The 23,734-nt window shown below is 60.0% G+C and carries 28 protein-coding genes; 20 read left to right on the forward strand and 8 right to left on the reverse strand.

The window, feature by feature from the left end; translation table 11 throughout:
* The first annotated feature begins 40 nt into the window (after window positions 1-40).
* Window positions 41-1,048 (forward strand): DNA-binding protein, encoded by a 1,008-nt coding sequence (locus AC1RAC_RS00860; protein WP_492616011.1) that lies wholly within the window; start codon window positions 41-43, stop codon window positions 1,046-1,048.
* Here the strand turns inward: AC1RAC_RS00860 and gorA are convergent, their stop codons facing one another.
* Together gorA and galU are read right to left on the reverse strand one after the other, a co-directional pair.
* Entirely contained in the window at window positions 1,049-2,407 is a 1,359-nt protein-coding gene (gene gorA / locus AC1RAC_RS00865; protein ID WP_492616012.1) for a glutathione-disulfide reductase, read from the reverse strand.
* 105 nt (window positions 2,408-2,512) lie between these two features.
* The gene (gene galU / locus AC1RAC_RS00870; protein ID WP_003173830.1) at window positions 2,513-3,352 is read right to left on the reverse strand and encodes a UTP--glucose-1-phosphate uridylyltransferase GalU; all 840 of its coding nucleotides are present in this window, start codon (window positions 3,350-3,352) and stop codon (window positions 2,513-2,515) included.
* Window positions 3,353-3,663: 311 nt separating this feature from the next.
* Between galU and AC1RAC_RS00875 the strand changes: the two genes are divergently transcribed.
* Both AC1RAC_RS00875 and AC1RAC_RS00880 read left to right on the forward strand, forming a co-directional pair.
* Complete coding sequence (locus tag AC1RAC_RS00875; protein WP_034127495.1) at window positions 3,664-3,849, forward strand: hypothetical protein; 186 nt, start codon at window positions 3,664-3,666, stop codon at window positions 3,847-3,849.
* Between the two features lie 141 nt (window positions 3,850-3,990).
* A complete protein-coding gene (locus AC1RAC_RS00880) occupies window positions 3,991-4,272 on the forward strand; it encodes a hypothetical protein (protein ID WP_003191312.1) in 282 nt (93 codons plus the stop codon).
* A 5-nt stretch (window positions 4,273-4,277) separates the two neighbouring features.
* Here the strand turns inward: AC1RAC_RS00880 and AC1RAC_RS00885 are convergent, their stop codons facing one another.
* Both AC1RAC_RS00885 and AC1RAC_RS00890 read right to left on the reverse strand, forming a co-directional pair.
* On the reverse strand, window positions 4,278-4,508 hold the full coding sequence (locus tag AC1RAC_RS00885; protein ID WP_034127497.1) for a hypothetical protein: 231 nt from the start codon (window positions 4,506-4,508) through the stop codon (window positions 4,278-4,280).
* Between the two features lie 145 nt (window positions 4,509-4,653).
* On the reverse strand, window positions 4,654-5,004 hold the full coding sequence (locus AC1RAC_RS00890; RefSeq protein WP_003191317.1) for a hypothetical protein: 351 nt from the start codon (window positions 5,002-5,004) through the stop codon (window positions 4,654-4,656).
* Between the two features lie 213 nt (window positions 5,005-5,217).
* Between AC1RAC_RS00890 and AC1RAC_RS00895 the strand changes: the two genes are divergently transcribed.
* The 11 genes from AC1RAC_RS00895 to AC1RAC_RS00945 all read left to right on the forward strand — a co-directional run bounded on the left by AC1RAC_RS00895 (window position 5,218) and on the right by AC1RAC_RS00945 (window position 14,955).
* Entirely contained in the window at window positions 5,218-5,520 is a 303-nt protein-coding gene (locus tag AC1RAC_RS00895) for a DUF1883 domain-containing protein (RefSeq protein ID WP_003191319.1), read from the forward strand.
* 26 nt (window positions 5,521-5,546) lie between these two features.
* Window positions 5,547-5,714, forward strand: a complete 168-nt coding sequence (locus AC1RAC_RS00900; protein WP_087149541.1) for a hypothetical protein — start codon at window positions 5,547-5,549, stop codon at window positions 5,712-5,714.
* 3 nt (window positions 5,715-5,717) lie between these two features.
* Complete coding sequence (gene alkB / locus AC1RAC_RS00905; protein ID WP_492616013.1) at window positions 5,718-6,383, forward strand: DNA oxidative demethylase AlkB; 666 nt, start codon at window positions 5,718-5,720, stop codon at window positions 6,381-6,383.
* A gap of 75 nt (window positions 6,384-6,458) precedes the next feature.
* Window positions 6,459-7,532, forward strand: coding sequence for a bifunctional DNA-binding transcriptional regulator/O6-methylguanine-DNA methyltransferase Ada (gene ada, locus AC1RAC_RS00910; protein ID WP_054919077.1), 1,074 nt, complete (start codon window positions 6,459-6,461; stop codon window positions 7,530-7,532).
* A 71-nt stretch (window positions 7,533-7,603) separates the two neighbouring features.
* A complete protein-coding gene (locus tag AC1RAC_RS00915; protein ID WP_054919079.1) occupies window positions 7,604-8,668 on the forward strand; it encodes an NAD(P)H-dependent flavin oxidoreductase in 1,065 nt (354 codons plus the stop codon).
* Window positions 8,669-8,780: 112 nt separating this feature from the next.
* Window positions 8,781-9,533 (forward strand): molybdate ABC transporter substrate-binding protein, encoded by a 753-nt coding sequence (gene modA, locus AC1RAC_RS00920; protein ID WP_054919080.1) that lies wholly within the window; start codon window positions 8,781-8,783, stop codon window positions 9,531-9,533.
* Window positions 9,534-10,214: a molybdate ABC transporter permease subunit gene (gene modB / locus AC1RAC_RS00925; protein WP_003191329.1), complete on the forward strand. Its 681-nt coding sequence runs from the start codon at window positions 9,534-9,536 to the stop codon at window positions 10,212-10,214.
* 5 nt (window positions 10,215-10,219) lie between these two features.
* Window positions 10,220-11,299 (forward strand): molybdenum ABC transporter ATP-binding protein, encoded by a 1,080-nt coding sequence (gene modC, locus AC1RAC_RS00930; RefSeq protein WP_492616014.1) that lies wholly within the window; start codon window positions 10,220-10,222, stop codon window positions 11,297-11,299.
* 74 nt (window positions 11,300-11,373) lie between these two features.
* Window positions 11,374-12,423: a DNA topoisomerase IB gene (locus AC1RAC_RS00935; RefSeq protein WP_034127504.1), complete on the forward strand. Its 1,050-nt coding sequence runs from the start codon at window positions 11,374-11,376 to the stop codon at window positions 12,421-12,423.
* A gap of 123 nt (window positions 12,424-12,546) precedes the next feature.
* Window positions 12,547-14,181 (forward strand): ABC-F family ATP-binding cassette domain-containing protein, encoded by a 1,635-nt coding sequence (locus tag AC1RAC_RS00940; RefSeq protein ID WP_054897336.1) that lies wholly within the window; start codon window positions 12,547-12,549, stop codon window positions 14,179-14,181.
* A 69-nt stretch (window positions 14,182-14,250) separates the two neighbouring features.
* On the forward strand, window positions 14,251-14,955 hold the full coding sequence (locus AC1RAC_RS00945) for a YoaK family protein (RefSeq protein ID WP_057975835.1): 705 nt from the start codon (window positions 14,251-14,253) through the stop codon (window positions 14,953-14,955).
* A gap of 148 nt (window positions 14,956-15,103) precedes the next feature.
* On the opposite strand, the gene AC1RAC_RS00950 is transcribed toward AC1RAC_RS00945, so the two are convergent.
* From AC1RAC_RS00950 to AC1RAC_RS00965, 4 genes are all read right to left on the reverse strand, one after another.
* Window positions 15,104-15,457: a hypothetical protein gene (locus tag AC1RAC_RS00950; protein WP_054897292.1), complete on the reverse strand. Its 354-nt coding sequence runs from the start codon at window positions 15,455-15,457 to the stop codon at window positions 15,104-15,106.
* Window positions 15,458-15,630: 173 nt separating this feature from the next.
* The gene (locus tag AC1RAC_RS00955; protein ID WP_014718527.1) at window positions 15,631-15,942 is read right to left on the reverse strand and encodes an AzlD domain-containing protein; all 312 of its coding nucleotides are present in this window, start codon (window positions 15,940-15,942) and stop codon (window positions 15,631-15,633) included.
* Window positions 15,939-16,634 carry an AzlC family ABC transporter permease gene (locus AC1RAC_RS00960; RefSeq protein WP_492616015.1) on the reverse strand — a complete coding sequence of 232 codons (696 nt, stop codon included), beginning with the start codon at window positions 16,632-16,634 and terminating at the stop codon, window positions 15,939-15,941. Before AC1RAC_RS00960 ends, AC1RAC_RS00955 begins: the two co-directional genes overlap by 4 nt.
* A gap of 71 nt (window positions 16,635-16,705) precedes the next feature.
* Window positions 16,706-16,921 (reverse strand): hypothetical protein, encoded by a 216-nt coding sequence (locus AC1RAC_RS00965; RefSeq protein ID WP_003191339.1) that lies wholly within the window; start codon window positions 16,919-16,921, stop codon window positions 16,706-16,708.
* Between the two features lie 177 nt (window positions 16,922-17,098).
* On the opposite strand from AC1RAC_RS00965, the gene AC1RAC_RS00970 reads away from it, so the two are divergent.
* The 6 genes from AC1RAC_RS00970 to mgtA all read left to right on the forward strand — a co-directional run bounded on the left by AC1RAC_RS00970 (window position 17,099) and on the right by mgtA (window position 23,703).
* Complete coding sequence (locus tag AC1RAC_RS00970) at window positions 17,099-17,455, forward strand: metalloregulator ArsR/SmtB family transcription factor (RefSeq protein WP_034127507.1); 357 nt, start codon at window positions 17,099-17,101, stop codon at window positions 17,453-17,455.
* 19 nt (window positions 17,456-17,474) lie between these two features.
* Complete coding sequence (locus tag AC1RAC_RS00975; protein WP_089041761.1) at window positions 17,475-18,758, forward strand: arsenic transporter; 1,284 nt, start codon at window positions 17,475-17,477, stop codon at window positions 18,756-18,758.
* 11 nt (window positions 18,759-18,769) lie between these two features.
* Complete coding sequence (locus AC1RAC_RS00980) at window positions 18,770-19,252, forward strand: arsenate reductase ArsC (protein ID WP_054919095.1); 483 nt, start codon at window positions 18,770-18,772, stop codon at window positions 19,250-19,252.
* Window positions 19,253-19,528: 276 nt separating this feature from the next.
* Window positions 19,529-20,140: a LysE family transporter gene (locus AC1RAC_RS00985; protein WP_054897296.1), complete on the forward strand. Its 612-nt coding sequence runs from the start codon at window positions 19,529-19,531 to the stop codon at window positions 20,138-20,140.
* Between the two features lie 318 nt (window positions 20,141-20,458).
* Complete coding sequence (locus tag AC1RAC_RS00990; RefSeq protein WP_294204322.1) at window positions 20,459-20,752, forward strand: hypothetical protein; 294 nt, start codon at window positions 20,459-20,461, stop codon at window positions 20,750-20,752.
* A gap of 236 nt (window positions 20,753-20,988) precedes the next feature.
* Window positions 20,989-23,703, forward strand: a complete 2,715-nt coding sequence (gene mgtA, locus AC1RAC_RS00995) for a magnesium-translocating P-type ATPase (protein ID WP_057975829.1) — start codon at window positions 20,989-20,991, stop codon at window positions 23,701-23,703.
* Window positions 23,704-23,734: the final 31 nt, after the last annotated feature.

The raw sequence follows: 23,734 nt of genomic DNA on the forward strand, positions 1-23,734 counted from the left end.
TACATACTATGTACCACAGTACTAAATCGACGGAGACCCCATGGCTCGCGGCGGCATAAACAAAGCAGTAGTGCAAACGGCACGCCTGGCGATCCTCGCCCGTGGCGAAAACCCCAGCATCGATGCGGTGCGTATCGAAATGGGCAATACCGGCTCGAAAACCACCATTCATCGCTATTTGAAAGAGCTGGACGAAAGCGAGACGCGCCAGACCATCACCCAAGCACCGATTGATGATGAGCTGGGCGAGCTAGTTGCACGCCTGTCCCAACGCCTGAAAGAGAAGGCCCAAGAGCCGATCGACCTGGCCCTGGCGCAATTCGAGCAACAAAAAGCCGCCCTGCTCGCCCAGGTAGAAACCCTGGAAGAAGCGCACACCCAGCTCAAACAGCAATTTGATATCCAGGCCGCTGCCCTCGCTGAAGAAAGCGCGGCGCTGCAAACCGCCAGCACCAGCCTGCAGACCGAGCAAACCCGTAACGCCGGGCTGAGCCAGGCGTGCAGCGACTACGAGCTAAGGCTCAACGACAAAGACGAGCAGATTCGCTCACTGGAAGAAAAACACCTGCACGCCCGCGATGCGCTTGAGCATTACCGCACTGCCATCAAGGAGCAGCGTGAACAGGAACAGCGTCGCCATGAGGGCCAGTTGCAACAGGTACAGGCCGAATTGCGTCAGGCACAGCAAAGCGCTCTGGTGCGCCAGGACGAAATCACCCAACTGCATCGCGACAACGAGCGCCTGCTGAGTGAGCAGCGAGTGACAACCAAGGAATTGAATACGCTGCAGGAGCAAGCTCGCCAGGACCAGGGGCTACAGCTGAAACTCAAGGAGCAGCTCAGCCAGATCGACAGCGAGCGCACCCTGCTCCAGGAGCGCCTACGGGTTGCCGTGCTGGACAGCCAATCGCGCCAAGCGTCACTGCTGGAGTATCAGCAGCACAACAAGGCGCTTGAGCTGGACCTGATCAAGGCCCAGGCAAGCATCGAAGCCCTGCGCTTGGCGACCGTCGTTGCAACGGCGCCAGAGGCAGCAGAGCCAACCTGATCAGTCCGCTACAGGCGTGCGCATGGTGACGAATTCTTCCGCCGCCGTAGGATGCACGCCGATAGTTTCATCGAAATGCTGCTTGGTCGCGCCCGCCTTGAGCGCGATCGCCAGCCCTTGCACGATCTCACCCGCATCCGGGCCGACCATGTGGCAACCCAGTACTTTGTCGGTGTCGGCGTCGACCACCAGCTTCATCAAGGTCTTTTCCTGGCAATCGGTCAGGGTCAGCTTCATCGGCCGGAACCGGCTTTCAAAGATCTGCACGTTGTGGCCATTTTTGCGTGCATCCTCTTCTGTCAGGCCGACTGTGCCGATATTCGGCAGGCTGAATACCGCCGTCGCGATATTGGCGTAATCCACCGGGCGGTATTGCTCGGGCTTGAACAACCGCCGCGCCACGGCCATGCCTTCAGCCAGGGCCACCGGCGTCAGCTGCACACGACCAATCACATCGCCAATCGCCAGGATCGACGGCTCGGCGGTCTGATAGAGATCATCCACCGCGACGAAACCGCGCCCGTCCAGTTTGACCCCGGTATTTTCCAGGCCCAGGTTATCCAGCATTGGACGGCGGCCAGTGGCGTAGAACACGCAATCGGCTTCCAGCACGCGGCCATCCTTCAAAGTGGCCTTGAGGCTGCCGTCGGCCTGTTTGTCGATGCGCTCAATGTCGGCATTGAACTGCAAGTCCAGGCCACGCTTGGTCAGCTCTTCTTGCAGGTGTTTGCGCACCGAACCGTCAAAGCCGCGCAAGAACAAGTCACCGCGATACAGCAATGAGGTTTGCGCGCCCAAGCCGTGGAAGATGCCCGCGAACTCAACGGCGATATAACCACCACCCACTACCAGCACGCGCTTGGGCAGCTCTTTAAGGAAGAACGCCTCGTTCGAGCCAATGGCGTGCTCGCGCCCTGGAATCTCAGGGATCTGCGGCCAGCCGCCGGTGGCGATCAGGATGTGCCTGGCAGTGAAACGCTCACCGTTGATCTCCACCTGATGGGCATCGACCAGGCGTGCATGTCCTTCATGCAGGGTCACGCCGCTGTTGACCAACAGGTTGCGATAGATACCGTTGAGGCGGTTGATCTCACGATCCTTATTGGCGATCAGGGTCGCCCAATCAAAGTTCGCCTCGCCCAGGGACCAGCCAAAGCCGCTGGCCTGTTCAAAATCTTCGGCAAAATGCGCGCCGTACACCAACAGCTTCTTTGGCACGCAGCCGACGTTCACACAGGTGCCGCCCAGGTAGCGGCTCTCGGCCACAGCCACCTTGGCGCCAAAGCCCGCGGCAAAGCGCGCCGCGCGAACACCGCCGGAACCGGCGCCAATTACATACAGGTCAAAATCGTAGGCCATTTCACTCTCCTCGGCAGTACACCAGCATACCGACTTACATGGGGCTGAAAAACGAAAAAGCCACCCGAAGGTGGCTTTCGCTTAAAACGTGCCGGCAAGCGTGGATCAGTAAGCCTTGCCCGTCTTGTAGAAATGCTCGTAGCAGAAGTTGGTCGCTTCGATGTAGCCCTCAGCGCCGCCGCAGTCGAAACGCTGGCCCTTGAACTTGTAGGCAATCACGCAGCCGTCTTTGGCTTGCTTGAGCAGAGCGTCGGTGATCTGGATCTCGCCACCCTTGCCTGGCTCGGTTTCTTCGATCAGCTTGAAGATGTCCGGCGTGAGGATGTAACGACCGATGATCGCCAGGTTCGATGGCGCGTCTTCCGGCGCTGGTTTCTCGACCATGTCGCGTACGCGGATCAGGCCATCGCCAATATCGTCACCGGCGATAACACCGTACTTATTGGTTTCGGTTGGGTTGACTTCCATCACCGCAACGATGGTGCAACGGTATTTCTGGTAGAGCTTGACCATCTGGGTCAGCACACCGTCGCCTTCCAGGTTGACGCACAAGTCGTCCGCCAGGACCACGGCGAAGGGTTCGTCACCAATCAGCGGGCGACCGGTAAGGATGGCGTGGCCGAGACCTTTCATCTGAGTCTGACGGGTGTAGGAGAACGAGCACTCGTCGAGCAACTTGCGGATACCGACCAGGTATTTTTCCTTGTCGGTGCCCTTGATCTGGTTTTCCAGCTCATAGCTGATGTCGAAGTGGTCTTCCAGCGCGCGCTTGCCACGACCAGTGACGATGGAGATCTCGTTCAAACCGGCATCCAGAGCCTCTTCCACACCGTACTGAATCAGTGGCTTGTTCACCACTGGCAGCATTTCTTTGGGCATGGCTTTGGTCGCTGGCAAGAAGCGAGTGCCGTAACCGGCTGCTGGGAACAAGCATTTCTTGATCATATGAGTCCTTACAAAGGGCTGTGCGTACGGAATTCGGCGCAGTCTAATCAGGCCGCAGTCACCTTACAATGGGGTCCTGCTGGCGTTGCGATGTCATCATAGAGAAAAAATGTCGGCGTAAGTTCCGCTGATCCTGCAATGGGTGTCACCAACGGTTGGTCAGAACTCGCGTCGACCCCTTGTTTGAAAGGGCTGCAATGGTTTTAGCACGCTTTTGCACCCCTGGCACTGACCCGCAACAACTTGCGCCCTGCCCCGGCATTTGGCGCTATCATGGGCGCCTTGAACCAAGACCACGAGATTGCCAACAGATGTCAGAACCAAAAGGTGTAAACGGCTACCTGATCACTAAGCGAGCAGACGGCTGGCACTTGATCAATTTTCACGGTGACAGCGTTGCCGGCGTATTCGAGTCCGAAAGCATGGCGATCGCCGTCGCCGAAGTGTTTGTGGATGAGGCAGGCCATGCATCGAGCAAGCGGCCGAAAACCAAGTAAGCCTCTTTGCACTGCTTTGAAAGCCCCGTTAAACGGGGCTTTTTTGTTTGTCTGTACCTAGATGGCAGTTCGCTATAATCTTCAACAACGCCACGACAGTGTCAGCGCGCCCTTCCAATACCCTCGATGACGACCCCCTCTATGAAAAAAATCCTGGCACTGACCGCGGTACTGGCACTCGCCGGCTGCACCACCGCCTCCGACACCCTGCTGAAAAATGGCGAGCAAGGCCTGACCATCGACTGCTCGGGCGAGGCCAATTCATGGGCCAGTTGCTACGAGAAGGCGGACGCCTCCTGCGCGGGCACCGGTTACCGCATCGTCGGCACCAATGGCACGCCGGCACTCAAGGAAAGCGACAAGACCCTGGGCCAGGACGTGGGCAACTTCAAAGGCCGCAGCGTGGTGGTGGTCTGCAAGTAACGTTGCTACAAGTGCACTTCAGCGAACTTGATCCCCAGGCCCCGCAGGATTTCGATCAAGTCATCCAGGCGAGCAAATGATTCGACCTCATCCTGTTCGTCCACCAGGAAGTAGCTGCGCCCGCCGCTCTTCTTGAAAAATACGATCCACTCGCCCAGATCGGCGGGGTTCTGGATGACATGGGTGGCCGAGATCTGCCCTTCGGCATGGCGGGCTTTGACGTGTTCTCGTTTCATAACCGGCTTTCCAGAAAAACAAATGCCGCTCAAACCCCGGGTTTGAGCGGCATCTTTATAGTGAATGCCCGACAGTTTAACGGATGCATACCGTCCCTGCAGGGTAAGGGCTTTTTTTATCGGGTGTGAGGGATGAGTCTGGAGCTCAACCGGAAATGCATTCTTCCCCAGCCTTCTTCACGTCGCCCGGGCGGATCGGCACATTGGACATGCTTTCATAAAGCTTGATGCTGCTACCGCTGGAGCGGTCTTCGATTTCAAAGATCGCCGACGGGTCTGCCGAAAACTTCTGCGGCACGATCACCTGAATGCCGTCTTTATGGGGTTCGATCTGCGGCGGCCGACGGGTCGCCTCCAATTTGCGTACCACACACGCCGCATATTCCTGCGGTTTCTTCCCTGAGATGACCACCAATGTTGGCGGGGTCTGCTTGATATCTGCAACCGAAGCACACCCACCTATTGCCAAGGCCAGCACCAACACACTCCACTTCATACAAAAACCTCCGATAAAGACCCTACGACAGCGGGGATGGTAATTTTCTCCCACCAACGTAGGATTTATCTGTGATAACTCGGTAAATAACTGTTTTAAATTGTCGAAGTCGTCGACGACGGCCCGATAATAAACGCGCTGGGGCTGATAAACTCCATCTTAACCTACGTATCGTTCTGATTTTTCAGAAAAAGCCCTTCTGGAGACACCCCCATGAAATTCATCCACCAGCGTGAGCACCTCAACGAGGGAGACATTGTCGTCATCGAATGCTCGCAGACCTGCAATATTCGCCTGATGAGCGATGCGAACTTTCGCAGCTTCAAAAATGGCGGCCGCCATACCTACCACGGCGGCGCATTTGATAAATTCCCGGCCAAGATCACCGCGCCCAGCACCGGGTTCTGGAACATCACCCTGGATGTGGTGACCCGTCGCGCCATCAGCGTGACCCGCAAACCTGCGTTGTCCCACAAGATCCGTATCGTTCGTCGTACCAGCAGCAAGCTGAGCTGACCTGAACACCTGACAGGAAAAAAGCTGTGACCACCACAACCAAATACGTCATCAAGTACAAGCTCAACGGCGAACGCCGCTTTGAATTTGCCCAGTTGCAAAACAACAGCATCGAAGAAGCCAAGCAAGCCTTGGCAAAAATTCATGATGCCAGCGACGAAATCACCGACATCAACGTGAGCAAGGCGCTGTAAGCCATGCCTGGCCCTACCGCCGATTTGTTTGCCGACGAGGCCCTGCAACAGCCTGCCGGGCGCGAGCAAATTGGCGAAGAGTCCTATGTACTAAGGGGCTATGCCCTGCCCTGGATCGAGCGGTTATTGCCTGAACTGCGGCGTGTCCTGGCTCAATCACCGTTTCGGCAGATGGTCACCCCCGGCGGCTTTACCATGTCTGCGGCGCTGAGCAGTTGCGGCGAGCTGGGCTGGACCACCGACGCCCATGGCTATCGCTACAGCCCACTCGACCCGCGCAGCCAGCAACCTTGGCCCGTCATGCCCGACACATTGCGCCAACTGGCGGTGGCTGCGGCTACCGAGGCCGGCTTTGGCGGTTTTCAACCCGATGCCTGCCTGATCAACCGTTACGTACCGGGGGCGAAGATGTCCCTGCACCAGGACAAGAACGAGCGCAACTACAGCGCGCCCGTGGTCTCGGTGTCCCTGGGGCTGCCGGCGATTTTCCTGTTCGGTGGGCATGCGCGCAGCGACAACACCCAAAAGGTCTCGCTGTTTCATGGTGATGTGGTGGTGTGGGGCGGCGTGGATCGCCTGCGCTTTCATGGCGTGATGCCGATCAAGGACGGCGTGCATCCGGTCATGGGCCCGCAGCGCATCAACCTGACCTTTCGCACCGCCGGTTAATTTGACCGCAAGCTTCGGAGTGTCGATTGCGAGCGGCAGGCTTAATCTGCTCCTGAACCGTCAAGAGTGCAGGCCATGAACAACGAACACGATCCGCGCTGGGCTGCCATTATTGCCCGTGATGCCAAGGCCGACGCCTTGTTTGTCTACGGCGTGAAAACCACCGGCGTGTATTGCCGCCCCAGCAGCGCTTCGCGTTTGCCGCGCCCGGAGAATGTCGAGTTTTTCGACACGCCGGCGCAGGCCGAAGCCGCCGGTTATCGTCCCAGTAAACGCGCTGCCGGCGACCAGACCCAGTTGGCCGCTCACCATGGGCAACTGGTGGCCGAGGCCTGCCGGCAAATCGAGCAGGCCGAAACTCCGCCTAGCCTGGATGTGCTGGCCCGATGCGCCGGGCTGAGTCCCTTTCACTTCCACCGCGTATTCAAAGCCAACACCGGGTTGACCCCCAAGGGTTACGCCAGCGCCCTGCGTTCGCGCAGAGTGCGCGACGGCCTCAAGGGCCAGCATTCGGTGACGGACACCCTGTATGACGCGGGCTTTAATTCCAATAGCCGCTTTTATGAAGCCGCCGACCAAGTGCTCGGCATGAGACCTGGAGACTACAAAGGCGGCGGCGCCAATAACACCATCCGCTTTGCCGTTGGCCAGTGCTCGCTGGGGGCGATTCTGGTGGCGCAAAGCCAACGTGGCGTGTGTGCGATTTTATTGGGTGATGATCCGGACAAACTGGTGCGCGACCTGCAAGACCAGTTTCCCAAGGCTGAGTTGATCGGCGCGGATCAGGGTTTCGAACAACTGGTGGCCCACGTCGTCGGCTTTGTCGAGGCCCCTGCCGTGGGCCTGGATTTGCCCTTGGACCTGCGCGGCACGGCCTTTCAGGAGCGGGTGTGGCAGGCGTTGCGCGAAATCCCTGCGGGCAGCACCGCCAGCTATGCGCAGATTGCCGAGCGTATCGGTGCACCTTCCTCCTTTCGCGCCGTGGCCCAGGCTTGCGGTGCCAACCACCTGGCGGTGGCGATTCCCTGTCATCGCGTGGTGCGCAGCAGTGGCGAGCTGTCGGGCTACCGCTGGGGCGTAGAGCGCAAGCGCCAGTTACTCGAGCGCGAAACCCAGCGCCACAAAACGCCGCTTCCGTCCAGTGAATAAAACAGACTGGCCGGGTGCTGATTGCCCTGCTAAAACAGCGAAAAGCCCTACTAACGCTGGAGAAGCACCCCATGAGCACCTGGCCAGACACCCGCATTCTTGACCTGTTGGGCATTGAGGTGCCGATTATCCAGGCGCCGATGGCTGGCGCGACGACCACCGCCATGGTCATCGCCGCCCAGCAGGCCGGCGCCCTGGGCTCGATGCCTGCGGCGGCGCTGAGCCTGGAGCAACTGCGCGATGCCTTGGCTCTCATTCGCCAGGCCAGTCATGCGCCGCTGAACATCAACTTCTTCTGCCATCAACCCCCCGATGCCGATGACGCGCGGGACCAGGCTTGGAAGGCCTTGCTGCAACCTTACTACTATGAGCTGGGCGCCGACTTCGATGCGCCAACCCCGGTGTCCAACCGCGCGCCGTTCAATGACGCAGCCTGCCAGGTAGTGGAAGCGTTTCGGCCAGAAGTGGTGAGCTTTCATTTTGGCCTGCCAGAGAAGTCTTTGCTGGACCGGGTAAAAGCCACCGGTGCCAAGGTGCTGTCATCGGCCACCACTGTCGAGGAAGCCGTGTGGCTGGAACAGCACGGCTGCGACGCGATTATCGCCATGGGCATCGAAGCTGGTGGGCATCGTGGCCTGTTTCTCAGCGATGACCTCAACAGCCAGATCGGCTTGATGGCGCTGCTACCGCAGATTGTCGACGCGGTCAGCGTGCCGGTGATTGCTGCGGGCGGAATCGGCGATGCGCGCGGCATCGTCGCCGCCTTTGCACTCGGCGCTTCGGCCGTGCAGGTCGGCACGGCCTACCTGTTCACTCCCGAAGCCACTGTAAGCGCTTCCCATCACCACGCGCTGCGCCATGCCCAGGCTAGCGAAACCGCGCTGACCAACCTGTTTACCGGCCGCCCGGCGCGGGGCATCGTCAACCGCGTAATGCGTGAACTCGGCGCAATCAACCCGGCGGCGCCGGCATTCCCCAAAGCCGGAGGCGCATTAATGCCGCTCAAGGCCAAGGATGAAGCCGGTTTCAGTAACCTGTGGGCAGGCCAGGCCCTGAGGCTGGGCAAAGACCTGTCCACCTATGACCTGACCCGCGAACTGGCCGAGCACGCGATAACCCGATTCACCCGCGACTGACCTGCGCAGCAACTTGATGCTGTACCGGCAATAGCCTACCGCTATATATTCCCATACATAGCGGTAAGCCTCTTTACCTACAACCTGCCGTACACCTTCAAGGAGTTGCTTCATGATGACCCGCGTTTCGCGCCTGGCCCCCCTGCTTGCCGCCTTTGCCTTGGGTACGGCCCATGCCGATGAAGTGCAGGTGGCCGTGGCCGCCAACTTCACCGCCCCGATCCAGGCGATTGCCGCCGACTTCGAGAAAGACACCGGCCATAAACTGGTCGCGGCTTACGGTGCCACCGGGCAGTTCTACACTCAGATCAAGAACGGCGCGCCATTTGAGGTGTTCCTCAGCGCCGATGACACCACCCCGCAAAAACTCGAAAGCGAAGGCGCTACCGTCAAGGGTTCACGCTTCACCTACGCGGTCGGCACCCTGGCGCTGTGGTCGGCCAAAGAAGGCTATGTGGACGCCAAGGGTGATGTGCTGAAGAAAAACCAATTCAAGCACTTGTCCATCGCCAACCCCAAAACAGCGCCCTACGGCCTGGCCGCCACCCAATTGCTGGCCAGGGAAGGCTTGAGCGACAAGGTCAAGGACAAGCTCGTCGAGGGCCAGAACATCACCCAGGCTTATCAGTTTGTTTCCACCGGCAACGCCGAGCTGGGTTTTGTGGCCTTGTCGCAGATCTACAAGGACGGCAAAGTCACCGGCGGTTCGGCGTGGGTTGTTCCGGCCTCCCTGCATGACCCGATCAAACAGGACGCCGTAATCCTCAATAAGGGCAAGGACAGCGCCGCCGCCAAGGCACTGGTGGACTACCTCAAAGGCCCGAAAGCGGCTGCCGTTATCAAATCCTACGGTTACGAGCTGTAAATGCCCCTGTCGAGTGCTGACTTTTCTGCGATCTGGTTAACCCTCAAACTGGCCTCACTGACCACCCTGATCCTATTGATCATCGGCACACCGATCGCCCTGTGGCTGTCACGCACCCGTTCCAAGTGGCGCGGCCCCATCGGCGCAGTGGTCGCACTGCCGTTGGTGTTGCCGCCAACGGTCATCGGCTTTTACTTGCTGTTGGCCATGGGGCCCAACGGGTACGTCGGCCAGTTCACCCAATGGCTGGGCCTGGGCACCCTCACCTTCAGTTTCGCCGGGCTGGTGATTGGCTCGGTGATCTACTCCATGCCCTTCGTAGTGCAGCCGTTGCAGAACGCGTTTTCTGCCATCGGCACGCGCCCGCTGGAAGTGGCCGCGACCTTGCGCGCCAACCCGTGGGACACGTTTTTCACGGTGATCCTGCCGCTGGCACGCCCTGGGTTTATCACCGCCTCGATCCTCGGCTTTGCCCACACTGTCGGTGAGTTCGGCGTGGTGCTGATGATCGGCGGCAATATCCCGGACAAGACCCGTGTCGTCTCAGTGCAGATCTACGACCACGTCGAAGCCATGGAATATGCCCAGGCCCATTGGCTGGCCGGCGCCATGGTGGTGTTCGCCTTCCTCGTGTTGCTGGCGCTCTATTCCAGCCGTAAAACCAAGATGGGCTGGAGCTGATCGCGATGATGGATATACGCCTGCACCTGAAGTATTGCGCCTTCACACTGGATGTTGACCTGCAATTGCCCGGCCGTGGCGTGAGCGCGCTGTACGGGCATTCTGGCTCCGGCAAGACCACGTGCCTGCGCTGCATCGCCGGATTGGAACGCGCCGAACACGGTTTTGTACAAGTCAACGGCGAGGTCTGGCAAGACAGCAGCAAAGGGCTGTTTGTACCGCCGCATAAACGCGCCCTGGGCTATGTGTTCCAGGAGGCGAGCCTGTTTGCGCACCTGTCGGTGCGCGCCAATCTGGAGTTCGGCCTCAAACGTATTCCGCGCCCGCAACAGCGCGTGGACTTGGCCCAGGCCACCGAACTGTTGGGCATCGGGCACTTGCTTGAGCGTCACCCGCAACACTTGTCCGGCGGCGAGCGCCAACGCATCGGCATCGCCCGCGCCTTGCTCACCAGCCCCAAGTTGTTGTTGATGGATGAACCGCTGGCGGCGCTGGACAGCCAGCGCAAAAGCGAGATATTGCCTTACCTGGAACGCCTGCACGACGAGCTGGATATCCCGGTGCTGTACGTCAGCCATGCCCAGGACGAAGTGGCGCGACTGGCCGACCATATTGTCTTGCTCAGCGACGGCAAGGCCCTGGCCAGCGGCCCGATCGGCGAGACCCTGGCGCGCCTCGACCTGCCCTTGGCGCTGGGCGACGATGCCGGCGTGGTGATCGCCGGCAGCGTCGTTGCCTACGACGCGCACTATCAGTTGCTCACTCTGCAGTTACCCGATTGCCCGTTGCAGATGCGCGTGGCCCATGTCCCGCTGGCGGTGGGCAACCCGCTGCGGGTCAAGGTCCAGGCACGGGATGTAAGCCTGAGCCTGCAGGCCCAGGAACACAGCAGCATCCTCAACCGCTTACCGGTGACCGTCACCCAGACTATTGGCGCGGACAACAGCGCCCACGTGCTGGTGCGCCTCGACGCCGGCGGCACGCCCTTGCTGGCACGCATCACGCGCTTCTCACACGACCAGTTGCAACTGCATCCGGGCCAGACACTGTGGGCGCAAATCAAGGCGGTGGCGGTGCTGGCTTAACCATTTGGCACGACCGCAGGGTGCTGCGGTCAATCAGACATACCGGCCTGATTTGTTGCCAAGGAACCCGCCCCATGCCTGACTCTTCGCTACCCGCCGACCTGCCCCGCGACCTGCATTATGTGGATGACACCCAGCCCGGCATCCGCCGTAAAAAAGTGCGAGGCAAGTTCCAGTATCTGAACGCCAAGGGCGAGCGCATTACCGACGCGGACGAAATAAAACGCCTGAACGCCTTGGCGGTGCCGCCCGCCTACACCGACGTGTGGATCTGTGCCGACCCTCGCGGCCACCTGCAAGCCACCGGCCGCGACGCCCGTGGCCGCAAGCAATACCGTTACCACCCACGCTGGCGCGAGGTGCGCGACAGCGACAAGTACTCGCGCTTGCAGGCTTTTGGCGCCGCGTTGCCCAAATTGCGCAAACAGCTCGAAGCTCAAATCGCCGAGCCGGGGTTTACCCGCGAAAAGGTGTTGGCCACGGTGGTGATGTTGCTGGACGCCACGCTGATCCGCGTCGGCAATACCCAATATGCCCGTGAAAACAAATCCTACGGGCTGACCACCTTGCGCAACCGCCATGTGGACATCAAGGGCAGTGAGATCCAGTTCCAGTTTCGTGGCAAGAGTGGCGTGGAGCACCAAGTCAGCGTCAAGGATCGGCGCCTGGCCCGGGTGGTCAAGCGTTGCATGGAATTGCCAGGGCAAAACCTGTTCCAGTACCTGGACGAAGACGGTGAGCGGCATACCGTCAGCTCCCAGGATGTCAACGACTACCTGCACAGCCTGACCGGCGAAGACTTTACCGCCAAGGACTACCGCACCTGGGCTGGTACAGCAATGGCGCTGGCGGTGTTGCGCGAGTTGGCGTGGCAGCCCGAATCCGACGCCAAGCGGCATGTGGTGGCGATGGTCAAGGATGTCTCCCGGCAGTTGGGCAATACGCCGGCGGTGTGCCGCAAGTGCTATATCCACCCGGCGGTGCTCGAGCATTTCAGCCTCGGCGAATTGTCGAAGTTGCCCAAGCCGCGGGTGCGCAAAGGCTTGAAAGCCGAAGAAGTCGCGCTGGCGATGTTCCTGGAAAAACTGGCCGAAGACTTGCCGCACAAAGTTAAGGTGGGTTAGGCTCTGCCTCCCTTCTGACTCACGGGATGACCGCCGACGTGAACATCTAAGCCTTCCAAAATGTATCTGCAACGAGCCGCTGGCGCGCTTGTTGGCCTGTTCGACATTTTTTTGGAGGTGCTGATGACTGACGTCAAACGGCTGCCCGCTCTTGTTTCCCTGCAACACCTGTCTTTCCAGTTCGCCAATGGCGAAACCTTGCTGGCCGACGTGAACCTGTCCATTGATCAAACGCCTACCGGTATCGTCGGGCGCAATGGACGGGGCAAAAGTATCCTGGCCAAGTTGATGGCCGGCGTGCTGCTGCCCTCCTCCGGCACGTTGAAAAAACCGGCCCACGTTGCCTATGTGCCCCAGGCCATCACGGCTCAACCAGGGCAAACCATCGCCGATATCACCGCAACTGCCGCAGCCTTGGCTGCCCTTGCACGTATGGCCCAGGGCGATGCACGCCTCGGTGACCTGGAACTGATCGACGATCGCTGGGACCTCGCCGAGCGCCTGCGCCAGGCACTGGATGCAGCGGGTTTGCAGACCCTCAGTGCCAGTACCCCGGCCGATCAACTCAGCGGTGGCCAACTCGCCAGGGTCGCGCTGATCGGGGCGTTGTTGGCTGCGCCGCAGTTGCTGATTCTGGATGAGCCCAGTAACCACCTTGATGCTGCCGGGCGCGATTGGCTGTTGCGTGTGTTGCGCGATTGGCGAGGTGGCCTGGTGGTGGTCAGCCATGATCGACAGTTGCTCAACGTCATGGGTCGCATCATTGAGCTTTCGCCCCTTGGCATTCAGGTCTACGGCGGCAACTACGACGCCTATCGCCAGCAACGCGATACTCACCAGCAGGCCGCGATTGCTGCGTGGGAACAGGCGCGTCTGGCCCGCAGCCGTGAGCGTCGGCGTCTGCAAAAAGACCACGACGACCTGCAGCGCCATGCCGCACGCGCACGTAAACAGGCCGAGACCGCCAACGTCGACCGTTTTACCAAGGCGCGCTGGAAAAGCGCAGCAAAGGAGATCGTCAGCAGCGTGCGTAGCGCCCATCATGCGTGCAAAAACCAACTCGACGCCCAGGTGCGCCAGGCTTACGAGCGCGTGGCGGATGAGACGCCCACACTGCTCGCATTATCAGGCTCGACGGTCCCCAATGGCCGCCAGGTACTGGTGCTGGAGCAGGCGCAATTGCCCTGGCTCGATCCCCTGGCGCCCGTCAGCTACCTGACGCTAAACCTGACAGGTCCGGCTCGCGTTGCCGTGCGTGGGCCGAACGGTTGCGGCAAATCGACCTTGCTCAAACTGCTGGCCGGCCACTGGCAGGCGGTCAGTGGCAAGTGCAGCGTAGCGGTGCCCAGTGCGTACATTGATCAGCACCTGGCGCTGCTGGACGACCGGCGCAGCCTTGTCGAGCAACTCAACCTGCTCGACACGCCGCTGGCCGAAGCCGAACTGCGCACACGTCTGGCGTTTTTGCAGCTGGACGCGCTGCGGGTTACGCAGCCGGCAGGGCAACTCAGCGGCGGCGAGCGCTTGAAAGCCGCGATGGCCCTGGCCTTGTGGCGTGATACACCGGCGCAATTACTGTTGTTGGATGAACCCACCAATCACCTGGACCTGGAGTCAGTGCTAGCGTTTGAGCAGGCTTTGAAGGGGTTTACCGGCGCGCTGCTGGCCGTATCACACGACGAGGCATTCTTGCAGGCGATCGAGCCGACTCACCATCTGACGTGGCACGCCACCGGCTGGCAACTGGAGCGTGTCTGAGGTCATTGCGCGGACAGGCAAAGCGCCCTACGGTAGTGGCCGGATAATCTCACCGAGGAAACCAGCCCCATGCTGCCTTCGTCCCGCAAGCCTTACACCAATGCCACGCTCGCCCGTCGTCAGCGCTGGCGCGGGCGCGTGGGCTTGATGCTGGTGGCCTGCCTGTCGGTGCTGGCGGGCATGACCGATGCGATCGGTTTTATGGCCAGCGGCGATTTCGTCTCGTTCATGAGTGGTAACACCACGCGCCTGGCGGTGGCCATCAGTGCGGGCGACCTGGGGCTCACCGGGCGCCTGGTATTGCTGGTCACCACCTTCGTGGTCGGCAATGCCTTGGGCGTGCTGGTCAGCCGTTTCAGCAAGCGCCATGCGTTGCCCTTATTACTGTGCATCGGCGCCTTGCTCTGCGCTGCGGCGTTGTGGCCATCGACCGACACCTTGCCCGCGTTGCTCGCAGCTATCATTGCCATGGGCATGCTCAACGCGGCCGTCGAGGAAGTGAACGGGCTGCCGGTGGGGCTGACCTACGTCACCGGAGCGCTGTCACGCTTTGGTCGCGGGCTCGGCCGTTGGTTATTGGGGGAGCGCCGCAATGGCTGGCGCGTGCAATTGATTCCGTGGGGCGGGATGTTCATTGGCGCTGTGATCGGTGCACTGCTGGAACAGCAGATGGGCCTGCGCGCATTGTGGGTCAGTGGTGCGTTGGCTGCGGCCTTGGGGGTGGCGACACTGTTGATTCCGCGACGCTGGCACTTGGGTTTCATGCCCCGGTGAGGTTGGGGTGGAGGAGCTCGTTCGACGTTTAAGCCTCGACATCCGTGTACCGGTAAAGAGCCATCACGTCGAACGAGCAAGTGAATCATAGGCCAATGCCCAGCGGCTGTCCCGCCAGGCATTTCGGAATATGGCTAAGGCAACCGACTTACAGACAAGTGGCCAGTGCTGCCAGGCGACGTTTGGCCGGCATATTGTCCTGTGCTGCATAGTAGTTGACCGTAGAACCCGCGCCGGTGCTGAGTACATCGACAAAGTAATCGCCACCGGTGGTATACACCGTAAAACCACCCGCCTCGGTCGCTTCCTTGAAGCCGCCAGCATCGACGCCGAACACGCTTTCATCCTGCCAGCCGAACTGGATGCACTGGGCAACGACCAGAGTGGCCTTGTCTGATGCCAGGGTCTTGTAGGGGCTGCCTGCGCGCGCTTCCTTCATCTTCGAACCGGCGCAACCGGTCAGTGCCGCCAGTATCAATGCGCCCATTACCACTTTGTGCATGCCATTGCTTCCTTGGAAAAACCGTGACTCTACCACTGTGCGTCTGCCAACTGACGCGCCCATGAACTTTGTTTCACTGTGAAGGGCAAACACGCCGCCTATAGTGGCCAGGCTCATTTTTTAGAAGTCTCCCTTCTGCCCGCCACCCCGCGGGCTTTTTTTTTGCCCGGGTGTCAAAACCACCAACGGAACAGATAGAACAGCGCCATGCTCAATAGCACCGTGGTCAACACGCTGCGCGTCCAGTACATCAACGCCACGGCGCAGATGCCGGCCAGCAGATAAGGGTTGCTCGGGCTCAGGTTGAGCCGATGGTCAGCCAGGAAAATAATCGGCCCGCAGATCGCGGTGAGCATGCCCGGCACGGCGAAGCCCAGAAATTCACGCGCACCGCGATTGAGCCGTACTGGCAAGCGCGGCTCGATAAACAGGTAACGGTTGAAGAACACCACCAGGCCCATGGCCACAATCATCAGGTAAATCATCGTTGCCCCACTCCCAGCCGTTTACAGGCAAACCCCGCGCTCATCCCCAACACACCCGAGACCACCACCGCCGACTCCCAGTGCAGATAACTCAACCAGACCGAGCTCAGCAGTGCCACGGCAACGCATACCACCGTGGGCACTTCGCGCACCACGGGGGTGATCAAGGCAATAAAGGTCGCGGCAATCGAGAACTCCAGCCCCAATTGATCAAGGCCGGGAATGCTTTTGCCCAGCACAATGCCGGCGAGGGTGAAGAGGTTCCAGATCAGGTAAAACGTCAGGCCGACGCCCAAGGCGTACCAGCGATTGAAGGTCTCGCGGTCGTAGTGGTTGACCAGGGCAAAGAATTCATCGGTCAACAAGAACCCCAGGCTCATGCGCCAACGGGTGTTGAGCGAAGACAGCGTAGGACGCATGTGCATGCCATAGAGCAGATGCTGGGATGTGAGCAGCAAGGTGGTCAGCACGATGGAAATCAGGCTGGCACCGCTCTTGACCATGCCGATGGCCACCAGTTGTGCGGCACCGGCAAACACAATGGCAGACAAGCCTTGGGCTTGCAGCGGGGTAAATTGCGCGTCGATGGCCATGGAGCCGGCCAGCAACCCCCAGGGCGCACAGGCCAGGGATAAGGGAATGACGGCGATGGCGCCGCGGGTGAAGGCGTAATGAGGTAATGCAGTGGGCATGGAAGCGGCTCATCGACAGACAGTCGACAAGCATGCCAGCACGAACGAAATCTTGTCTTGAACGATCTTGCTCAGGCGAGCTTTACCGAAACCTGCTCCACCGAATCCCGGGCTTCGCGCAATTCATACGCATCCTGGTTCAGCCGGTGGATGGTATTGAGCAGGCGCTGGCGCAGCACTTCATCGCCGAGTTTTTCCACGGCGCGCATCAGGTCGAAGGCCGCGGTTTCGTTATTTTCCGCGACGGAATCCAGGGTCTTGCGCAGGTTGCGGGTGGCTCGGGTCACGCGGGGTCTTCCTTCATCAGCAATGGGCAGGCACGTTAGGACATTTGTGTTTCATTTTAATTTCAAACAGTTGTGGCGCTTTCAAAGGGATTTGATCCATATCAATTGAAACAAGATTTGACCTTTATATATGGAAATACGTATATTCGAATATATCCACTTGAAAAGTCCTTGACCATGTCAGACCTCTTCTCTCCTCCCACCCTGTTCAAGTGCCTGGCCGATGCCACCCGTGCACGGGTGACCTTACTGATCCTGCGCGAGGGCGAACTTTGCGTGTGTGAGTTGATCCATGCCTTGGACGACAGCCAGCCAAAAATCTCCCGCCATCTCGCGCAATTGCGCAGTTGCGGGCTACTGGTGGACCGACGTCAAGGGCAATGGATCTACTACCGCATCAATCCGGCACTGCCCGCCTGGGTTACTCAGGTGCTGGACACCACTCTGCAAGCCAACCAGCCATGGTTGCAGGATGACGCACTGCGTCTGAATGCAATGGGCGACAGACCACAACGGGCCAGCACCTGCTGCTGAGCCATCGGAGCGTTTATTCATGCTTGTCGCAATTGCGATTTTCCTCGTCACCATCGTGCTGGTCATCTGGCAACCCAAGGGCCTGGGCGTCGGCTGGAGTGCCACACTGGGCGCGATCCTGGCGCTGGCCTGCGGGGTGATCAGCCTGGCGGACATCCCGGCGGTGTGGCAGATCATCTGGAACGCCACCGGCACCTTCGTCGCGCTGATCATCATCAGCCTGTTGCTGGACGAAGCCGGATTCTTCGCCTGGACGGCGCTGCATGTGGCGCGCTGGGGCCGTGGCCGCGGCCGGCGGTTGTTTGCCTATATGGTGTTGCTGGGTGCGCTGGTATCGGCGCTGTTTGCCAACGACGGTGCGGCGTTGATCCTGACGCCTATCGTGATGTCGATGCTGCTGGCCTTGCGCTTTTCCCCGGCGGCGACGCTGGCCTTCGTCATGGGCGCAGGGTTTATCGCCGACACGGCGAGCCTGCCGCTGGTGGTGTCGAACCTGGTGAATATCGTCTCGGCGGACTATTTCAAGATTGGCTTCAACGAATACGCCGCGGTGATGGTGCCGGTGAACCTGGTCAGTGTCGCCGCCACGCTCGCGGTGCTGCTGTGGTTTTTCCGCCGGGATATTCCGCAGACCTACAACCCGTCCGACCTGGAAGACCCCGCCAGTGCCATCCATGACCGTGCGACCTTTCGTGCCGGCTGGTGGGTACTCGGTATTCTGCTGGTCGGCTGTTTCGCTCTGGAACCATTGGGCATTCCCATCAGTGCGATCTCCGCGTTCTGTGCGGTACTGCTGCTGGTGATTGCAGCCAAAGGTCATCAGATTTCCACGCGTAAAGTCCTCAAGGAAGCCCCGTGGCAGATCGTGATTTTTTCCCTGGGCATGTACCTGGTGGTCTATGGCCTGCGTAACGCCGGCCTGACCGACTACCTGGCCACCTGGCTCGACACCTTCGCCACCTATGGTGTGTGGGGCGCGGCCATGGGCACCGGGGTGCTGACAGCGCTGCTCTCATCAGCCATGAATAACCTGCCGACCGTGCTGATTGGCGCGTTGTCCATCGAGTCCAGCCATGCCGTGGGCGTGGTCAAGGACGCGATGATCTACGCCAATGTGATCGGCAGCGACCTGGGCCCGAAAATCACCCCCATCGGCAGCCTGGCCACCTTGTTGTGGTTGCATATCCTGGCACGCAAAGGCATCACCATCACCTGGGGTTACTACTTCAAGGTCGGGATCGTGCTGACCCTGCCCGTCCTGCTGATCACCCTCGCCGCCCTCGCCTTGCGCCTGAGCGTCTAATGGAGACTGCAATGAAAGTGCTGTTCATGTGTACCGCCAACAGCTGCCGCAGCATCTTGTCCGAAGCGATGTTCAACCACCTGGCGCCGCCGGGCTTTGAAGCGATCAGCGCCGGCAGTTTTCCCAAGGGCCAGGTCTTGCCCCGTAGCCTGAGCACGCTGCAGGCGGCGGGCATCAGCATCGAAGGTTTGTACAGCAAGGGCAATGAGGCCTTTCAAGACAGCCCGCCGGATGTGGTCATCACCGTGTGCGATAAAGCAGCCGGTGAAGCGTGCCCCGTATATTTCGGCCCAGCGGTGAAGACGCATTGGGGCCTGGAGGACCCTTCCGAAGTGCAGGGTGACGAGGCGCAAGTAGAGGCTGCATTCAAGGCCACCCTCGACATTATCACCGCACGCTGCGAGGCGTTTTTTGCGCTGCCCTTTGCACGTCTATCGCCGGATGAATTGAAGGTTGAACTCCATCGCATTGCCTTAACGCCGCAGCCTGTGTAGGAGCGAGCTTGCTCGCGAAAAACTCATAGGCACCGCGGTCATTCAGGAAACGCACGTTATCGTTGACGCTTTTCGCGAGCACGCTCGCTCCTACAGGGGGCGCTGATCCTGTGGGCAATACACGGCCAGTGTGGGAGCTGGCTTGCCTGCGATAGCGGTGGTTCAGTTGAAGATTCAGTCGCTGACGCGCCGCCATCGCGGGCGTTCCTACAGAGGGCGTGGTATCCCTCTCCCGGACTGACGTATGCTCTGGCACTTTCTCGAAAGGAACTGAGCATGCTGTCGATCTTTGTCTATGCGCTGGTATTCGGTTTTGTATTTTGCCTTTCCCCCGGCGCCGTGCTGGCAGAGACTCTGCGCCGCGGCTTGCTCCATGGCTTCACGCCGGCGTTGCTGGTGCAGTTCGGCTCACTGGTGGGCGACGCCGTCTGGGCCGTGATTGGCCTCACCGGTATCGCACTGCTGATCCAGCATGATGCAGTGCGGGTTCCACTTACAATCGTCTGCGCGCTGTACCTGGCCTGGCTGGGCATTCGCAGCCTGATTGATGCCTGGCAGTTACCGGCAATGGACAATGCCCCTGCCAGCTCAGGCAAAAATGCGTTGGCGGTGGGCGCGGCGATTTCCTTGGCTAATCCGAAAAACATCGTCTACTGGGGCGCCTTGGGCAGCGCACTGTCGGGGATTGTCGGCACCACCCCCAGTCACGGACAGACCCTGATGTTTTTTGCCGGCTTCATGCTGGCGTCGGTACTCTCGTGTTTTCTTACCGCCGCCTTGGTGAACCTGCTACGCAAGAACGCATCACCGACTTGGCAGCGTGTGAGTTATGCGGCCTGCGGTTTAGTATTGATCTATCTGGCACTCCTCGCCGCGCAAGGTGTATGAAGTTATTCAACCCACAACTTACGCGCGCCTCTTGTCTGAACAAACTCTGAACACTGGTTAATTTAATTAATCATACGTTGACATTCACTGACGCCCTGAGTAGATTGCCCGTGCCCGCAACTGGGGCCTTTTTTAAACCTCACAAAAGAAGCCAATGGACACAGTATCTAGTCGCTGTCCGAGCACCGCCTTTGCGGGCATCGGGCGCCAAACCCAGAATATGACAGGACTCGCGTTCCAGGTCCGGTAAGCTGCGCTAGAGCTTGATGCTCCACCGTAACTGCCTCACCGGTCGCCCGTCCGGTCCCGAGGTGTGTTATGACCTTCCAACTCCTTGTTTTGCCTGATACGCGCACACTGGTCGCAGCCCTGCGCGCCAAGCTGTGCCGAGCGCCGGCGGGCTTTTCGCCAAGCCGCTCGACCTTTGTCACACCCTCCCCTCAAGTGCGCCCAGCCCCGCCGCTGGCGCACTGGCGTATCTGCCCTGAAAGCGGCCACCTGGTGCAGCACTGGGATCATGCCGACCCTCAAGACCCGCAGAGACCCCAGGTTTCCTGCCTGGCGCAAGCGCGCTTGATGCTCGGTTTCTACCTGAGTACTCGCGCCGCCTGACCTCGCTGGAAACAGCAACTTTCTTATTGATGACCCTGGAGTTCTTTATGAACACGTCCAGTAGTAGCCTGCTGCACGCTAGTTAACTAACTTGCTGTTAGCGGGCCCTTCAGAAGTTATGTGAATACTTTATTTGAACCGATCGCGAAGTCCGCGGCTCGGCATGCTTTCGCTCGCCTGTCTGCAGGTAAGTAGAGGGTATGTTTTGTCGAGAATTGGCGACAGGAGTACAGACAATGAGCGCCGTAAAAAACACGCCTCTGCACAAGAAAAATGGCACCGCCCCCGACACCAGGCTGTCGATGCGTGCCGCCCGCGAAGCCCACAATGGCCTGGCGGCCACCCTCGCCAATGTACGGGCCACCCAGGACGGCCTGACCGAACTGGACGCCTCGGCGCGCCTGCAACGCGAAGGCTATAACGAAGTGGCCCATGACAAGCCGCCACACGCTATCGTCCAGTTCCTGCAGGCACTGAACAACCCCTTCATCTACGTGCTGTTGACCCTGGGCGGTATCAGCTTTGTCACCGACTATTGGTTGCCACTTCAGGCAGGTGAAGAAGTCGACCTGACCAAAGTCATCATCATCATGACCATGGTGTTGCTCAGCAGCCTGCTGCGTTTCTGGCAAGAACACCGCTCGGCCAAATCCGCAGAAGCCCTCAAAGCCATGGTACGCACTACCGCCACCGTGCTGCGCCGCGAGCAGGTTGGCGCCCAGCCGGTCTTGCGCGAAGTGCCGATGCGCGACCTGGTGGCCGGCGACATCGTGCAGCTGTCAGCCGGCGACATGATCCCCGCCGATATCCGCCTGATCGAGTCCCGCGACCTGTTTATCAGCCAGGCCGTGCTGACCGGCGAAGCCTTGCCGGTGGAGAAGTACGACACCCTGGGCGATGTCACGCAAAAGTCCGCCTCTACGCTGGCCGCCGACCAGGGCAACCTGCTGGACTTGCCGAACATCTGCTTCATGGGCACCAACGTGGTCAGCGGCCGCGCTAAAGCAGTGGTGGTGGCAACAGGGCCGCGCACTTACTTTGGCTCCCTGGCCAAGGCGATTGTCGGCTCGCGGGTGCAAACCGCCTTCGACCGGGGCGTGAACAGTGTCAGCTGGCTGCTGATCCGCTTCATGCTGGTGATGGTACCCATCGTGTTTTTCCTCAATGGCTTCTCCAAGGGCGATTGGGGCGATGCCTTCCTGTTTGCCCTGGCGGTAGCCGTCGGCCTTACCCCGGAAATGCTGCCGATGATCGTCAGCGCCAACCTGGCCAAGGGGGCTACGGCCATGGCCAAGCGCAAAGTGGTGGTCAAGCGCCTCAATGCGATCCAGAACTTCGGCTCGATGGATGTGCTGTGCACTGACAAGACCGGCACCCTCACCCAGGACAAGATCATCCTCGAGCATCACGTCAATGCCTTTGGCCAGCGCGATGACGCCGTGCTGTCCCTGGCGTGGCTCAACAGCTTTCACCAGAGCGGCATGAAAAACCTGATGGACCAGGCGGTGGTGCAGTTCTCGGAACAGAACCCCAAGTTCCAGGTGCCGTTTGCCTACAGCAAGGTCGATGAATTGCCGTTCGACTTTGTCCGTCGTCGCCTGTCGATCGTGGTCAAGGATGCCGCCGGTGATCAGTTGCTGGTATGCAAGGGAGCGGTGGAAGAGATGCTGAGCATTTCTACCCATGTCATGGAGGCCGGCGAAGCCTTGCCCCTGGATGACCGCCGTCGTGAGGCGCTACTGGCGCTCGCCAATGATTACAACGAAGACGGTTTCCGCGTGCTGGTGGTAGCGACCCGCAATATCCCTAAAGCGCTGGCACGCCAGCAGTACACCACCAGCGACGAACGCAACCTGGTGATCCAGGGCTTCCTGACGTTCCTGGACCCACCGAAGGAAACCGCAGGCCCGGCCATTGCGGCGCTGCAACAGATTGGCGTGGCGATCAAGGTGTTGACCGGCGACAACGCCGTGGTCACCAGCAAGATCTGCCGCCAGGTTGGCCTGGAACCCGGCCAGCCGCTGCTGGGTGTGGAAATCGAAGCCATGGACGACGCCACCCTGCTGCGCCGCGTAGAAGAGCGCACCGTATTCGCCAAGCTCACGCCGCTGCAAAAATCCCGCGTGCTCAAGGCGCTGCAAACCAACGGGCACACCGTCGGCTTCCTCGGTGACGGTATCAACGATGCACCGGCGCTGCGGGATGCCGATGTGGGTATTTCGGTGGACAGCGGCACCGACATCGCCAAGGAGTCGGCCGACATCATCCTGCTGGAAAAGAGCCTGATGGTGCTGGAAGAAGGCGTGCTCAAGGGCCGCGAAACCTTCGGCAATATCATGAAGTACCTGAACATGACTGCCAGCTCCAACTTCGGCAACGTGTTCTCGGTGCTGGTGGCCAGTGCGTTCATCCCGTTCATGCCGATGCTGGCGATCCATCTGCTGCTGCAGAACCTGATGTACGACATCTCCCAACTGGCCCTGCCTTGGGACAAGATGGACAAGGAATACCTGGCCAAGCCACGCAAGTGGGATGCGAAAAACATCGGCCGCTTCATGATCTGGATCGGGCCGACCTCGTCGATCTTCGACATCACCACCTTTGCGCTGATGTGGTACGTGTTCTCGGCCAACAGTGTGGAAATGCAGACGCTGTTCCAGTCCGGCTGGTTTATCGAAGGGCTGCTCTCGCAAACCCTGGTGGTACATATGCTACGCACCCGCAAGATCCCGTTCTTCCAGAGCACGGCCGCCTGGCCGGTGTTGATGATGACCTGCATCGTGATCGCCCTGGGCATCTACGTGCCGTTCTCACCGCTGGGCACCCTGGTGGGCCTGCAACCGCTGCCGCTGGCGTACTTCCCATGGCTGGTGGGCACCTTGCTGGCTTACTGCTGCGTCGCCCAACTGATGAAGACGATCTACATCCGCCGCTTCAAACAGTGGTACTGACCCTCCCCGCCGTTCAAACGCAGGCGGCCGC

The sequence above is a fragment of the Pseudomonas sp. GW823-FHT02F05 genome, assembly GCF_058797315.1.